At 72.3% G+C, this 14,070-nt stretch carries 13 protein-coding genes; 7 read left to right on the top strand and 6 right to left on the bottom strand.

Features of this window, described 5'->3' with window-relative positions:
- The first annotated feature begins 239 nt into the window (after positions 1 to 239).
- The 3 genes from AB0M59_RS49810 to AB0M59_RS49820 all read left to right on the top strand — a co-directional run bounded on the left by AB0M59_RS49810 (position 240) and on the right by AB0M59_RS49820 (position 3,999).
- Entirely contained in the window at positions 240 to 2,756 is a 2,517-nt protein-coding gene (locus AB0M59_RS49810) for a CHAT domain-containing tetratricopeptide repeat protein (RefSeq protein WP_364630195.1), read from the top strand.
- Between the two features lie 131 nt (positions 2,757 to 2,887).
- Positions 2,888 to 3,379, top strand: a complete 492-nt coding sequence (locus AB0M59_RS49815) for a DUF4232 domain-containing protein (RefSeq protein WP_364630198.1) — start codon at positions 2,888 to 2,890, stop codon at positions 3,377 to 3,379.
- A 26-nt stretch (positions 3,380 to 3,405) separates the two neighbouring features.
- The gene (locus AB0M59_RS49820; protein WP_364630201.1) at positions 3,406 to 3,999 is read left to right on the top strand and encodes a DUF4232 domain-containing protein; all 594 of its coding nucleotides are present in this window, start codon (positions 3,406 to 3,408) and stop codon (positions 3,997 to 3,999) included.
- Positions 4,000 to 4,130: 131 nt separating this feature from the next.
- Here the strand turns inward: AB0M59_RS49820 and AB0M59_RS49825 are convergent, their stop codons facing one another.
- Together AB0M59_RS49825 and AB0M59_RS49830 are read right to left on the bottom strand one after the other, a co-directional pair.
- Complete coding sequence (locus AB0M59_RS49825) at positions 4,131 to 5,459, bottom strand: DUF2079 domain-containing protein (RefSeq protein WP_364630204.1); 1,329 nt, start codon at positions 5,457 to 5,459, stop codon at positions 4,131 to 4,133.
- Positions 5,460 to 5,515: 56 nt separating this feature from the next.
- A complete protein-coding gene (locus AB0M59_RS49830) occupies positions 5,516 to 6,847 on the bottom strand; it encodes a HAMP domain-containing sensor histidine kinase (RefSeq protein ID WP_364630207.1) in 1,332 nt (443 codons plus the stop codon).
- A 63-nt stretch (positions 6,848 to 6,910) separates the two neighbouring features.
- On the opposite strand from AB0M59_RS49830, the gene AB0M59_RS49835 reads away from it, so the two are divergent.
- Complete coding sequence (locus tag AB0M59_RS49835) at positions 6,911 to 7,747, top strand: maleylpyruvate isomerase N-terminal domain-containing protein (RefSeq protein WP_364630210.1); 837 nt, start codon at positions 6,911 to 6,913, stop codon at positions 7,745 to 7,747.
- Here the strand turns inward: AB0M59_RS49835 and AB0M59_RS49840 are convergent.
- Both AB0M59_RS49840 and AB0M59_RS49845 read right to left on the bottom strand, forming a co-directional pair.
- Entirely contained in the window at positions 7,744 to 8,319 is a 576-nt protein-coding gene (locus AB0M59_RS49840; protein ID WP_364630213.1) for a dihydrofolate reductase family protein, read from the bottom strand. The genes AB0M59_RS49835 and AB0M59_RS49840 overlap by 4 nt on opposite strands.
- A gap of 25 nt (positions 8,320 to 8,344) precedes the next feature.
- On the bottom strand, positions 8,345 to 9,328 hold the full coding sequence (locus AB0M59_RS49845) for a small ribosomal subunit Rsm22 family protein (RefSeq protein ID WP_364630216.1): 984 nt from the start codon (positions 9,326 to 9,328) through the stop codon (positions 8,345 to 8,347).
- A 238-nt stretch (positions 9,329 to 9,566) separates the two neighbouring features.
- Between AB0M59_RS49845 and AB0M59_RS49850 the strand changes: the two genes are divergently transcribed.
- From AB0M59_RS49850 to AB0M59_RS49860, 3 genes are read left to right on the top strand one after another with little or no spacing between them, the layout of a single operon-like run.
- Positions 9,567 to 9,992: a YciI family protein gene (locus tag AB0M59_RS49850; RefSeq protein WP_364630219.1), complete on the top strand. Its 426-nt coding sequence runs from the start codon at positions 9,567 to 9,569 to the stop codon at positions 9,990 to 9,992.
- The gene (locus AB0M59_RS49855) at positions 9,992 to 10,339 is read left to right on the top strand and encodes a YciI family protein (protein WP_364630222.1); all 348 of its coding nucleotides are present in this window, start codon (positions 9,992 to 9,994) and stop codon (positions 10,337 to 10,339) included. The genes AB0M59_RS49850 and AB0M59_RS49855 overlap by 1 nt, the downstream gene beginning before the upstream one ends.
- A gap of 39 nt (positions 10,340 to 10,378) precedes the next feature.
- Complete coding sequence (locus tag AB0M59_RS49860; protein ID WP_364630225.1) at positions 10,379 to 11,644, top strand: RNA polymerase sigma factor; 1,266 nt, start codon at positions 10,379 to 10,381, stop codon at positions 11,642 to 11,644.
- A 176-nt stretch (positions 11,645 to 11,820) separates the two neighbouring features.
- Here AB0M59_RS49860 and AB0M59_RS49865 read toward each other — a convergent pair whose 3' ends face one another.
- Together AB0M59_RS49865 and AB0M59_RS49870 are read right to left on the bottom strand one after the other, a co-directional pair.
- Complete coding sequence (locus tag AB0M59_RS49865; protein WP_364630228.1) at positions 11,821 to 12,372, bottom strand: HD domain-containing protein; 552 nt, start codon at positions 12,370 to 12,372, stop codon at positions 11,821 to 11,823.
- Between the two features lie 9 nt (positions 12,373 to 12,381).
- The gene (locus AB0M59_RS49870) at positions 12,382 to 14,067 is read right to left on the bottom strand and encodes a lactate permease LctP family transporter (protein ID WP_364630231.1); all 1,686 of its coding nucleotides are present in this window, start codon (positions 14,065 to 14,067) and stop codon (positions 12,382 to 12,384) included.
- Positions 14,068 to 14,070 lie beyond the last annotated feature (3 nt).

Consider the following 14,070-nt stretch of genomic DNA (forward strand, 5'->3'; position numbering starts at 1 on the left):
GGAGTCACCGAGCACGACAAGCCGGCGCGCCTGCTTCAGCGGCGGCACGGCCGCGAGTGAGAAACAGGGTTAGAACACTGTTTCTCACTCACGACCAGCCGCGGCAGTGTGCCCACCCGGCGAGAACTCCCGGACCACCCGAGCCCGGAGGTACGATCCGGGACGTCCTTCTCGGCCGAGGGGGACGGCCCCGGCCGGAAGGGCAGCCTGTGGTCGCGTCGCCGAGGGCGGAAGACCGGGTGCGCGACCTGCATCGGCGTGCGGTCGCGGCGACCAACAACGGCCAGCCCGTGGTCGGCGGCCGCCTGATCCGGTCCGCCGCGCGGCTTCTCGGCCTGCCCGCGCAAGCGCCGCCGCCGGAATGGCCGTCCTGGCCTGACCTCGCCACGCGCGTGCTCGGCACGTACGCCGCCGTCGAAACCGCGCTGGGCAACAGCACCCGCGGGCTCGCGCTGCTCGACGAAGCCGACGTCCTCGTGTCCGACGCCGGGCGCGGGATCCTGCGCCAGCAACGGGGTCTCGTCTTCATCCTGATCGGCCGGATGGACGAAGCCCTCACGTGCTTCGACGAGGCGATCCCCCTGCTGCGGCAGGCCGGCGAGTTCGTCGTGCTCGCCCGGACCCTGCTCAACCGCGCCATGCTGCACCAGTACGCCGGGCGCGTCCGGCTCGCGCTCGCCGACCTCGACCAGTGCGAGCAGATCGGCGCCGGCCAGCCCGGAGAAGAGGGGCTGGCCCGGATCTTCGCCAAGGCCGCGCACGGCCGCGGCCAGGCGCGCGTGCTCACCGGCGACATCCCCGGCGCCCTGCGGGACTTCGACGCGGCGAGCGGGTTCTACGCCGAACAGAGCGTCGGGATGCTGCCGGTGCTGGCCGTCGACAAGGCCCGCGCGCTGCTCGCGGCCGGGCTGCCGCAGGAGGCCGCCGCCGAGCTGGACGCGGCTCTGGAGCAGTTCCCGCGGCTGCGGATGAACCAGGAACACGCCGAAGCCGAGCTGACCCGCGCTCTGGCCGCACTGGCGAGCGGCGAGCCGTCGACCGCGCGCAGCTGGGCCGGGCGCGCCGAACGCCGCTTTCGCCGTCGGGGCAACGAAACCTGGGCCGCGGTCGCGCAGCTGACCGTGCTGCGCGCGGACTTCGCGGCCGGACGGCGGATCGCCCGCGTCGCCGGCGAGGCGACCGCGCTGGCCGGCCGGCTCACCGCGCTGGGCCTGCGCAACGACGCCGAGATCGCCGCGCTGCTCGCCGCCCGCGCACGCATCGCCCTGGGCGACCTCGACGGCGCCCGCGCCGGCATCGCCCCGCGCGACCGCCGGACCGCACCGCTGGAGAACCGCCTGGTCCGGCGGCTCGCGCTGGCCGAACTCGGCGCCGCGAGCGGCGACCGGCGCATCACCTTCGCCAACGCGCGCGCCGGGTTGACGCAGCTGGAGCGGCACCGCGGCCAATTCGGCAGCATCGACCTGCAGACCGCGACGACGTCGCTCGGCAAGGAGCTCGCCGACGCCGGTCTCGCCGCCGCGCTGGCCCAGCGCTCGCCCGGCGTCGTCTTCCGGTGGCTCGACCGTTCGCGGGCGCAGGCGTTCCGGTTCCGGCCGGTGCGCCCGCCCGCGCACCCCGAGACCGTCGACGCCGTCGCCGAGCTGCGGTACCTCTCGATGCAGATCCGCGCGGGCGAGCTGTCCGGGAAGCCGGACACCCAGGCCGCGAAGCGGTGCGCCGCGCTGGAACGCGAGATCCGCGCCAAAGGCTGGCAGGCCGAGGGCACCGACGTCGACCACCCGGAAGCGAAGCTGCGCGAGGTGGGTGACGAGCTCGCCGAGACCGGCAGCGCGATGGTCTGCTTCCTCGCCGACCACGGCGCGCTGTGCGCGCAGGTGATCGCGAACCACCGGGTCGCGCTGATCGAGCTCGGCCCGGCGTCGGCCGTCGCCGAACCGGTCGCGCGGCTGCACAGCGACCTCGACGCGTTGTGCGGGCGCCAGCTGCCGGCGCGGCTCGACGAGGTCATCCGCCGTTCGGTGCGGACGCAGGTCACGGCCCTGGACGGAATCCTGTTGGCGCCGCTGGCTTCCCGGCTCGGCGACCTCGACGTCGTCGTCGTGCCGACCGGTGCGCTTTCGGCGATCCCGTGGGGCCTGCTGCCGACGTTGCGCGGGCGCCCGGTGACGGTCACGCCGTCGTCGTCGGCCTGGCTGGACGCGGGCCGCCGTCCGCGCCGCGCGGCCGGGGCGCCGCTGCTGGTGGCGGGCTCGGACCTGACCCACGCGGACACCGAGGTTTCTTCGCTGGCGCCGATCTACCCGGAGGCCGAGGTGCTGACCGGTGCGGACGCGACGGTCGCGGCGACGCTCAAGGCGTTCGACGGATGCCGCCTCGCGCACTTCGCCGCGCACGGCCACCACGAACAGGAGAACGTGTTGTTCTCCCGGTTGAACCTGGCCGACGGGCCGCTGATGGCCTACGACGTCCAGCAGCTTTCGACCGCGCCCGAGCAGGTGGTGCTGTCGTCGTGCGACGTCGGCCAGGCGGTGGTCCGCGACGGCGACGAGGTCCTCGGCTTCACGGCGGCGCTGCTCTACGGCGGAAGCCGGACGGTCGTCTCCAGCGTGGCGCGGGTCGACGACCGGACGGCCGGCGGCGTGATGCTGGCCTACCACCGGGCGCTCTCGGCGGGCACGCCCCCTGCGCGTGCCCTGGCCGATGCCGCCCGGGCGGCACCGCTGATGCCGTTCGTCTGCTTCGGCCGTAGCTGACCTCTGTTTCGACGTCCGGGCGGCTCCGGGGTTGCTTTCTGGTGATCGACCCCATCGCGACGCATCCCCGGGTGGCTGCCGGGCATCTCTTCCGGTGAGTCCGGTTGATCACGGAACGAGGGAGGATGACCATGAAGCGAACTGCGATCGCGATGACCATCGGGGGCCTGGTGGCCGGTGGCCTGTTCCTGGCGGGCGGCGCGGCGAACGCCATGCCGAGCGACACGCCGTGCGGGGCATCGGACGTCCACGTGACGGTGGCCCGCGACCCGTCGAACGCCGCCGGGCACGAGGCCTACGTCCTCACCTACACCGCGGCTTCGGCCACGACGAACTGCAAGCTCGAGGGCGCGCCGACGGCGTTGGCCTTCCTCGCCGGCGGGCAGCGGCTGCCGGTCACGGCGACCCCGGACGGCTCGGAGGCGGTCCCGGTGAACCTGCGTGCGGGGCACCCGGCCGTGTCGCGGATCGTCCAGCGCTCGGCGGCGGCGCCTTCGGCCACGCCGAACTTCGTGACGTTCGACCTGCCGACCGGCCCGTACGGCCAGCCCGTGAGCGTCGAGTGGCCCGCGGGGGCGGTCTTGAAGGGCGACACCGTGCAGGTCACGCCGGTCAGCAGCTGAGCTTTTCCGACACCGGGAGGAATGTCATGAAGCGCATCTTGATGGGGATCGGCACGGCCGCGGGCGCCTTCGCGCTGGCAGCTTGCGGGACTTCGACGTCGGCTGCTCCGGCGGGGGCCGCGGCGGTGCAGGCTCCGGCGGCCGGGGGCTCCGGGGGTGGCGTCGCCGCCGCTTCGACCGCGACACCGCGGTGCACCACGGCCGACCTGGAGGTCCTGCTGGGCAAGCCGGCCGAGAAGAACGGCGCGCCGGGCCAGTTCGACGTCCCGCTGACCTACCGCAACACCTCGGACCACACCTGCGGCCTGTACGGCGTGCCGGGCGTCGACCTGGTCGGCCCGGACGACGCGACGTTCGGGCCGGTCTACCACCTGCCGCGCGTCGACAACGGCGTGAAGTACAACGAGGTGCCCGCGGGGACGACGGCGTCGGCGACGATCACGGTCGTGAAGCCGGCCGCCGGTGAGCCGGCCTGGACGCCGGCGAAGCTGAACACCATCCCGCCGGGCCGGACGACGGCGCTGACCGCGAAGTGGCCGGCGGACCTCCCGGTGCTGCGCCAGGACGCGGCGACCCACCCGGGTTCCTACGTGAACGGCATCCTGGCCGACCCGGCCTGAAACCTTCTTCGTCACTCGATCGGGTGAAGCGGGGAGCCGCGCGTCATTCCTGGCGTGTGGCTCCCTCTTTCTCGGTGCGGCGGTAACCGGCCGGCACGCCCCCCGACTGGCCGGTTACCGCTGCGGCCTTTCTACGCACGGTGGAGCAGTACGACGGAGTCCGTCTCCGCGACGCGCAGGTATCCCGTGCTCTTCAGCTCTTCCAGAGCGAATTCCTTCGTGGCCAGCGTCGTCGGCCAGGACTGCTCCGGCTTCGCCACCACCACCCACTCCGGCCGCACCTTCGACACGCCGTCGAAGAACAGCACCGTGCAACGGGACGTCAGCCGCGGGGCCAGCCGGTTCGACGCCATGACGTCCGCGCCGTCCGGGATCCGCGCCAGCACCTCGTCGATGCCGTCCCGCTGCGACGGTGTCCAGACGCCATCCGTCAGGTGCGCCGCCTGCAGCCCGAACGAGCCCAGCCCGGCCACCAGCGCGCACGCCGGGAGCAGCGTCCTGAAGCGCGGGCCGCACCGCCGGACGCCGTCCGCCGCCGCGAGGAACACGATCGGCATCAGGACCGCGCTGTAGTGGTAGCCCATGCCCCAGTAGCGGTCGTTCGCCGAGACCAGCCGCCACAGCAGCGTCGGCACCGCCAGCAGCAGCACCGGCGACCGCAGCGCCGCGAACGCCGTCGGTACCACCAGGGCCAGCAGCATCGACACCTTGACGATCGACCCGCCGAAGGGGTTGAAGCCGCCGCTGTGCGCGTACGCGCCGGCCGGGTTCAGCGCCGGCAGCACGACCGTCACCAGCAGCACCGTGGTGGCCACGCCGAAGACGAGCACCGCCCAGCCGAGCCGCCGCTGCCGGTTGAGCAGCAGGACCACGCCCACCGCGGCGAGCGTCATCGGCAGGTCCTCCTTGACCAGCACCAGCGGCAACGCGCACCAGACCGCCGCCCGCCACTGCTCGCGCAGCAGGTGCTCCGCGGCGAACGCCACCATCGGGACGGCGAAGCAGACCTCGTGGAAGTCGAAGTTCACCGCGGACAGCAGCCCCCACGACAGCACGTACCCCGCGGCCACGACCGCGCCCCGGCGAGCGCCCAGCACGCGAGAAGCGCAGCGCGTCACGGGCACCGCGGACAGCGCGAACAGGAAGGCCTGCGCGAGCAGCAGGCACGCCGGCGACGGCCAGAGCAGGTAGAACGGCGCGAGCAGCGCCAGGATCGGGTGGAAGTGGTCGCCGAGCGTCGGCGCGCCGGGGCCGAGCAGGTCCGACACCGGCCAGTGCCCGTGCGCGTAGGACCGCACCGCCTGTTCGAAGATCCCCAGGTCGAACCCGCTCGCGTCGAACTTCCGGAGCCGCTGCAGCGACCAGGCGGCGTACCCGGCGAAGGCGACCGCGGCGACGACGTAGGGGACCGCGCGGGTTCCGCGCGTGCGCGCCGGAGCCGGCGCGAAGTCGATCAGCATGGCGGGATGCTCTTGGGGCCACGCTGAACCGGAGCTTAAGCGAGCTGAAGACGTCTTCAGGCAAGCGGAAGACGCAGCTCCAGACGCGCGCCGGACGTGCTGTCGGCGACGCGCAGGGAGCCGCCGTGCGTGCGCGCGATCTCGGCGGCGATCGCCAGGCCGAGCCCGGAGCCGCCGTCGTCCTCACGGGCGCGGTCCTCGTCGAGCCGCACGAACCGGTCGAAGACGCGCTCGCGCTGCTCGGCCGGGATGCCGGGCCCGTCGTCCTCGACCGTCAGCACGCTCTGGCCGTCGGACGCGGTGAGCGTGATCGTCACGCGGCTCTTCGCGTGGCGCTCGGCGTTGTCGACGAGGTTGCGCAGCACGCGCTCCAGCCGTCCGGCGTGGCCGCGCACCACCGGCGACGCTTCCAGGTTCAGCTCGACGCCGTCATGAGGGATCCGCGCGGTGACGTGCGCGGTCACCAGGTCGGCCAGCTCGACCGGTTCGGTCCCGGCCGGCTGGTCCGCGTCGAGCTTGCTGAGCAGCAGCAGGTCCGCGGCCAGCGTCTCCATGCGCGTCACGTCGAGCACGGCGTTTTCGCAGCTGCGGCGCCAGTCGAGCCGGTCCGGGTGGGCGAGCTGCACCTCGAGCTGGGTGCGCAGCGAGGCCAGTGGCGTGCGCAGCTCGTGCGACGCGTCCGCGGTGAACTGGCTCTGCCGCCGCACCGACCGGTCGAGCCGGGCCAGCATCTCGTTCATCGTCACGGCGAGCTCGGTGATCTCGTCGCCGGAGTCCGGCACCGGCACGCGGCGGCCGAGGTCGCCCGCGCGCACACCGTCGACCTCGGCGCGGATGCCGCCCACCGCGCGCAGCGACCGCCGTACCGCGAACCAGGCGACGCCGCCGATGAGCAGCGCGGCCGCGGGCACCCCGCCCCAGAGGATCCGCTGGGCCGTGTCCACGGTCTGGAGGCCGATGGGATCGAGCCGCGCCGACGTCCGCACGTAGTGCTTGTTGTCCCTCGTCCCGGCGTTGGACAGGACGGAGCGATTCCCTTGGAAACCCAGCCCCACCACGCAGTCCGGCCCGTAGACCACGGCCTGTCCGACCCTCGTGCCGGTCCCGCCGGGGTGGTCCGGGCACCCGGCGGCCCCCGACTTGTCCGGGCTGATCCAGTAGCTGTCGTACTCGATCTGCTTGGCGACGTCGAGGGGCTTGATCCCGGCGTCGAGCAAGGCCGCGACAGCGCCTGCCTTCTCACTGGCGAGCTGGTTCGCGGAGCTTTCCAGGCCGCTGCGCAGCGCCTGCACGAACCAGTACGACCCGAGGCCGAGGACGAGCGCCGAGGCGAGCGCGGCGAAGAGGGCGACCCGCCACCGGGTCGACCGGGGCAGGAGCCGGATCATGAGCAGAAGATAACCGCACCTTGGGAGACCCGGGACGCCGTCCAGGCTCCTACCGTCGAATCCGTGACGCTCGAGAAGTGGCAGGCGGTGCGCACGGCGCTCCCGGAGACCGGCGCCCGGTTCGCGGACCTGGTGGCCGGCGTCCGGCACGGGCACACGACGTCGCTCGGCGAGTGGACGATCGCCGAAACGGCGGCGCACGTCGGGATGATCGCGCTGATGTACACGTCGATGATCCGCGGCGACGGCGGTCCGCTGCCGCTGCCGGGCCTGGCGGAGCCGATCGACACGGCCCGCGTCGACACGATCTCGCGGATGAACGCGCTGGCGCTCGAGCTCTACCCGGAACGCGACCCCGTCCGGCTGGCCGAGCGGCTGCGCGCGGACATCGCCGAGGTGCTGCTCGTCAGCGCGGACTCCGACCCGGAGAAGCCGGTGTGGTGGCTGGGCGGCTCGCGCGTGCCGGTCGCGGGCGTGCTCGCGCACCTGGTCAACGAGATGCTGCTCCACGGCCTCGACATCGCCCGCGCGGTCCGGCGGCCGTGGCCGATCCCGGCGGCGCACGAGGCGCTGTTCCTGGAGCTGTTCCTGGTCGGCATGGCGCGCAACGACATGGGCCGCCTGCTCGACGACGCGACGCCGTCCCCGCGCCGGATCGCGGTCGAGTTCCGCTCGGCGTACACGAAACCGGCGATGCTGGCGTTGCAGCACGGCGAGTTGCGCTCCGAGGAACCGGACGGAAGCGCCGACGTGCGGCTGACGTTCGACCCGGCGGTCCTGGTCCCGATGATGTTCGGCCGGATTTCCCGCGCGCGGGCGGTGCTGAGCGGCGGGGTGCGGATCGGCGGGCCGCGGCCGTGGCTGCTGCCCGCGTTCCTCCGGACCGTGCGGATGCCCTAGTTCAGGACCCGGTACGTCAGGTGGGTCGCGTTCGGTGTTTCTTCGACGCGGGTGCGCTCGAGCTTCACGTGCGCGCCGGTCTCGGCGTCGAACAGCCGGACCCCGGCGCCGAACAGCACCGGGACGACGTGCAGGCGCAACTCGTCGACGACCCCGGCCAGCAGGTACTGCCGCAGGGTCGTGCCACCGCCCATCAGCACGACGTTCTCCTCGCCCGCCGCGGCTTTCGCCTGCCGCAGCGCGCTTTTCGGGCCGTCGGTGGCGAAGGTGAACGTCGTCGGGCCCTTGACCAGGGGCTCGTGCGGCCGGGTGGTGACGACGAAGACGGGCTTCTTGAAGGTGCCGTCGTCGCCCCAGGGTTCGACGCCGGCGTCGAACATCGTGCGGCCGACGACGAAGGCGCCGGTGCCGTCGAAGAGCCGGGCGCTGACCCCCGCGTCGGCGTCGGTGCCGTCGAACATCCACTGGTGCAGCAGATCGCCGTCCTTGCCGAGGCGGTGCTCGGTGCTGGTGTCCGGCCCGGCGACGATCCCGTCCGCCGACATGCTGATCTCCGCGATGACCTTCCCCATGGACGGCCACCTTGCCATGGCCGGATCAGTTCGTCGACCAGCCGTCGCCCCATTCGGCGTCGCGGGCCGCGCGGTACCGCGGGCCCTGCTTCTTCGAGACGGCCACACCCGGCTTGAGCCCGTCCGACGCCGTGCAGAGGTCGAGCGCGACCCAGCCCTTGTGCTTCTTCGGGTGCCGGATGATCCGCGCGTCCGGCCGCTCCGGCACCGTCCGCGACGCGACGACGTAGGCGAACTTCTCGTCTTCGAAGCCGAGCGTTCCCGCCTTGAGCCGCCGGTGCAGGACCGACCGCGGGAGCCGCGCGGAGAAGTGGCACCAGTCCTTGCCGGCCACGATCGGGCAGGCGGCGTCGTGCGGGCACGGCGCGACGACGTGCAGGCCCAGCTCGATCAGTTGCGCCCGGGCGGCGCGGATCCGTTCGTAGCCCGCGGGCGTGCCGGGTTCGACGATGGCGACGGTGTTCGCCTTGGCGGTCAGCCAGCGCACGACGTCGTCGCGGGAGGCGTCCGACAGCTCGCCGAGCACGTAGGACAGCGTCACGAGGTCCGCTTCCGGCGCCGGCGCGGCCGGGTCGACGAACCCGCGCCGCCAGTCGGTGTTCCGGACCGTCGCGTTCTTGGCCCCCGCGGCGAGCCGCTTGCCGAGCCCGATGGCCCCGGCGACCTGCTCCAGGACGGTGGATTTCTCCAGTGACGACCAGACGGTGGCAGCCGCCCAGACCGCGGCGCCGGTGCCTCCGCCGACGTCGACCTGCGTACGCGGCTCGAAGCCGGGCGCGCGCGAAGCGGCTTCGGCGAGCACAGCGTGTACGGCCGCGTAGGTGGCCGGCATCCGGTAGCCGGCGTACGCGGCGACGTCGGCTTCGGTGGCGAGGATGGGTGAGGCCGCCGCGTCACCCTGGCGGTAGCGCGTGCTGAGCCGGTCGACGGACTGCGCGAGCCGGGGCACGGGGTGCCGGGCCAGCTCGTCGTCGAGCGCGGAGGAGAGGTCGTCGGGGAGTACCGCCACGACGGCAGGTTAGCCGGGGCGCCCGGCCGGCCGGTGCTCGGCGGAGGGACGTGTCCCGCACCGTGAAGCGCGACTCGCGTGCCGGGCCGCCCGGCCCGCGGCGTCTCCCCTGTCCGAATTGCCCCGCTCGAGCCGCCCTGAGCTGCTAGTTTTCCGGCGCGAAAGTTTTTTGGCGGGCGCTGTCGATCCGGGGCGTGGCCGTTCGACGCGTAGGCAGACCGAGCGAGAGGAGACCGCGATGCGGTTCATGGTGATCATCAAGTCGAACGAAGAGTCCGAGGCGGGCCAGGGCCCGAGCGCCGAGCTGCTGGCCGAGATGGGGAAGTTCAACGAGGAGCTGGTCAAGGCCGGCGTCATGCTCGCCGGCGAGGGCCTCACGCCGAGCTCGCAGGGTGCGCGCGTCGTGTTCTCCGGGAGCGAGGACCCCAAGGTCGTCGACGGTCCGTTCGCGGAGACCAAGGAACTCGTCGGCGGCTTCTGGATCCTCCAGTGCCGCGACCGCGACGAGTGCGTCGAGTGGATCAAGCGCATGCCCAACCCGGACGGGCAGGCCGGCGTCGTCGAGATCCGGCGCGTCGCCGAGGCGTCCGACTTCGAGAACATGACGCCCGAGGTCGAAGAGCTGGAGGGACGGCTCCGCGCGCAGAGCGCCGGGGAGGCCTGATGCGTTTCCTGGTGATGGTGAAGGCCACCCCCGAGTCCGAGGCGGGGGTCGGGCCCAGCACCGAAGAGCTGGAAACGATGTCGAAGTTCAACGAAGAACTCCTGAACGACGGCCGGATCGTGTTCGCCGAGGGCCTCACCCGGAGCTCGGAGGGCGTGCGCGTCCTCTTCGAAGGCAACGCCGAACCCAAGGTCATCGACGGTCCGTTCACCGAGACGAAGGAGCTCGTCGCCGGCGTCTGGGTGCTCAACGGCGAATCCCTCGAGGACGTCGTCGCGCTGATGAAGCGCGCGCCGAACCCCGAGGCCAAGGGCGGTGTCATCGAGATCCGCGCCATCGCCGAGTAGTGGGTTGCACCGCGGCCGATCACCCTGTCTGATGGCCGGGTGACGGTTGCGGACACCCGGAGCACGGTAGAAGCGGTCTGGCGGATCGAGTCGCCGCGGCTCATCGCGGGTCTGGCCCGCATGGCCCGCGGCGACGTCGGTCTCGCCGAAGAGCTGGCGCAGGACGCGCTCGTCGCGGCGCTCGAGCAGTGGCCGGACTCCGGCGTGCCGCGCAACCCCGGCGCGTGGCTGATGACCATCGCCAAGCGCCGCGCGGTCGACCAGTTCCGCCGCAACGAGCGGTACGCCGAGAAACTCGAGGAGGTCGGGCGCGACCAGCAGCTCGGCGAGGGCGTCCTGCCCGACTTCGACGCGGCCCTCGACGACCACATCGAGGACGACCTGCTGCGCCTGCTGTTCGTCGCGTGCCACCCGGTGCTGAACACCCAGGCCCGCGTCGCGCTGACGTTGCGGATGCTCGGCGGCCTGACCACCGACGAGATCGCGCGCGCCTTCCTCGTCCGCGAATCGACGATCGCGCAGCGGATCGTCCGGGCGAAGAAGGCCCTCGCCGCGGCGAAGGTTCCGTTCGAGGTACCGGAGGGCGACGAGCGCGTCGCCCGGCTGTCCTCCGTGCTCGAGGTCGTCTACCTGGTGTTCAACGAGGGCTACTCGGCCACCCGCGGCGACGACTGGATGCGTCCGGCGCTCTGCGAAGAGGCGATGCGCCTCGGCCGCGTCCTCGCCGGGCTGATGCCGGGCGAGTCCGAGGTGCACGGCCTGGTCGCGCTGATGGAGCTGCAGTCGTCGCGCTCGAAGGCCCGCACCGGCCCGAACGGCGAACCGGTGCTCCTGCTCGACCAGGACCGCGCCCGCTGGGACCGGTTCCTGATCCAGCACGGCTTGGCGGCGCTGACCCTGTCGGAGCAGATCGCCGACGGCGCGTACGGCCCGTACTCCGCGCAGGCGGCGATCGCGGCGTGCCACGCCCGGGCCCGGACGGCTTCGGAGACGGACTGGGTCCGGATCGCGGCGCTGTACGAGGGGCTCGGCAGGCTCCAGCCGTCCCCGGTGATCGAGCTGAACCGCGGAGTCGCGGTGGGGATGGCGTACGGCCCGGCGGCCGGCCTGGAGGTCGTCGACGCGGTGGCCGACGAGCCGGCGTTGAAGGACTACCACCTGCTCCCGAGCGTCCGCGGGGACCTGCTGCAGAAGCTGGGCCGGTTGGAAGAGGCGGAGGAGGAGTTCAGGCGCGCGGCGGAGATGACGGAGAACGCCCGCGAGCGCGCGTTGCTCCTCGACCGCGCGACGGCGGTGGGTCGCTGAGGCCGCGCGTTGCGAGTTGTTCGACGTTCAGGCCGCCGGAGCCAGGGCGCTCGCGAGGCTCGGTAGCCGGACCAAAACGTCTTGAATGAGTCATTCAGGACCTCCGAAGACCTGAATGAGTCATTCAAGACGTTCGCCTCGCCGGCACGCTGTCGGCGAACTTCGGGCGCGCGATACTAGCGGTCCCGCCAGGAGAGCGGTGACAGCGTCAACGCCGCTTCAGCGATCTTCTTCGCGGTCTCCGTCGTAAGCCCCTTCCGCGCCGACTCGATCCACTCGTCCACCGGCCGCACGCCGATGTCGCGGTACTCCAGCGCCTGCAGCAGCATCTCCAGCTTGTCGGCATCCTTGGCGCACAACGACTCGGCCGACGAGCGGGTCTCGTATTCGTCGACCGCGTCACGCACCAGATCGCGGGACCGCGAAGGCAAGGCAGCCGTCTGGTCCGCCGTGATCTCCCGCGGCTCGGGCTTCTTCAGGTAGTCCCCGGCCGTCAGCGGAAGATCACCCGTCCGGGTCTCCTGGGTGTCGTGCCACAGCGCCAGGAACGCCGCCCGCTCCGGCGACGCACCCTCCTCCGCCGCGATCAGCGCCGCCAGCTGGGCCGCCCGCAGGCTGTGCTCGCCGACCGACTCCGGGTCGCGGACCCCCGCGTGCCACCAGCCCGACCGGCGGACGCGCTTCAGCAGACCCAGCTCGTACCCGAAGGAGGCAAGCGACTCGCTCATGCCCCCAGCCTAGGGCGACGGGATCATCGCCGTCAGGATCGTCGCCTGCAGCAGGGAGATCACGCCGACCACCGCGGTCAGCAGCAACGACCACAGGAACGTCTGCCGCAGCAGCGATCCCTCCTTGCCGCTCTGCCCGATGGCCGTCGCGCCGATCGACAGGTTCTGCGGCGAGATCATCTTGCCCATCACGCCGCCCGAGGTGTTCGTCGCGCCTGCCAGGATCGGGTTCAGGTTCAGCTGCTGGGCCGAGATCACCTGCATCGGGCCGAACAGGCTGTTCGTCGACGCGTCCGACCCGGTCAGGAACACGCCCAGCCAGCCGATGTACGCCGAGAACAGCGGGAAGACCGCGCCGGTCGTCGCCAGGGCCAGGCCCAGCGTCTGCGTCGCGCCCGAGTAGTTCATCACGAACGCGATCGCCAGGATCATGAAGATCGTCGCGAGCGCCCAGCGCATCTGGAACAGCGTCTGCCGGTACGTCTTGAGCAGCAGCCCCGCGCGGCCGCCCATCGCGAACCCGGCGATGACCGCCGCGATCAGGGCGACCGTGCCCGGCGAGAACAGGAAGTCCACCGTGAACGTCGCCGCGTACGGCGCGTTCTTCGCGGTGATCGGCGGGTGCTGGACGACGTGGTTGTGCAGCCCGGGCCAGGCGAAGATCCAGTCCGCCTTGTGCAGCAGCTTCGTCAGGTCGAGCCAGGTGGGCAGGTTCTTGAAGATCGTGCCGATCCGGGACAGGAAGATGGCCAGGATCAGGATGATGTACGGCATCCACGCGTAGAGCGCGCCGCGTTCGGACTGCGCCGCGCCCAGACTCTTGACAGCGCTTTCTTCGCCGTCGAAACGCCACACCGACGCTGGCTGCCAGAACCGCGTCAGGATCCACAGCGCGGCCATCGCGGTGAGCGCGGCGAGGACGTCGACCAGGCTGGCGCTGATGTAGTTGGACGCGACGAACTGCATGGCCGCGAACGCGAGCCCGGCGGTCAGCACCGCCGGCCACACCTCGAGCATGCGCTTCCAGCCGGCGAGGACCACGACCAGGAACGCGGGGATGATCAGCGCGAGCACCGGCACCTGACGGCCGACCGCCGCCGAGAACAGCTCGGTCGCCTGGTCCTGCTTGAGGTGCATGATCGGCGCGGTCAGCCGGCCGAGCACGATCAGCGGGTTGCCGAGGCCGCCGAACGCGACCGGCGCGGTGTTCGCCAGCAGCGCCAGCACGACGGCCTTCACCGGCGGGAACCCGAGCGCGGCCATCATCGCCGCCGTGATCGCGATCGGCGACCCGCCACCCGCGACGCCTTCGAGCAGCGCGCCGAAGCCGAACGCGATGAGCAGCGCCTGCAGCCGCCGGTCTTCGCTGAACCCGGCGAGCACGCGCTTGATCGCGTCGAACCGGCCGGTGGCGACCGTGACGTTGTGGAAGTACACGGCGTGGAACGCGATCCAGGCCACCGACCAGACGCCGAAGACCACGCCCATCGCGGCGGAGTCGAAGGCCAGCCCGATCGGCATCCGGTACAGCAGCAGGGCGACGCCGAGCGCGGTGACCAGCGCGAGCGCCGCCGAAAGGTGCGCGGAGAAGCGGACCACGCCGAGCGCGACCAGCAGCACGATGATCGGGAGCGCGGCGAGCAGCGCGGAGACCCACAGCCCGCCCGCCGGCTGGTAGTCCTGGATCCAGGTCACGGG

The organism is Amycolatopsis sp. NPDC051371 (assembly GCF_040682155.1).
GTDB lineage: Bacteria > Actinomycetota > Actinomycetes > Mycobacteriales > Pseudonocardiaceae > Amycolatopsis.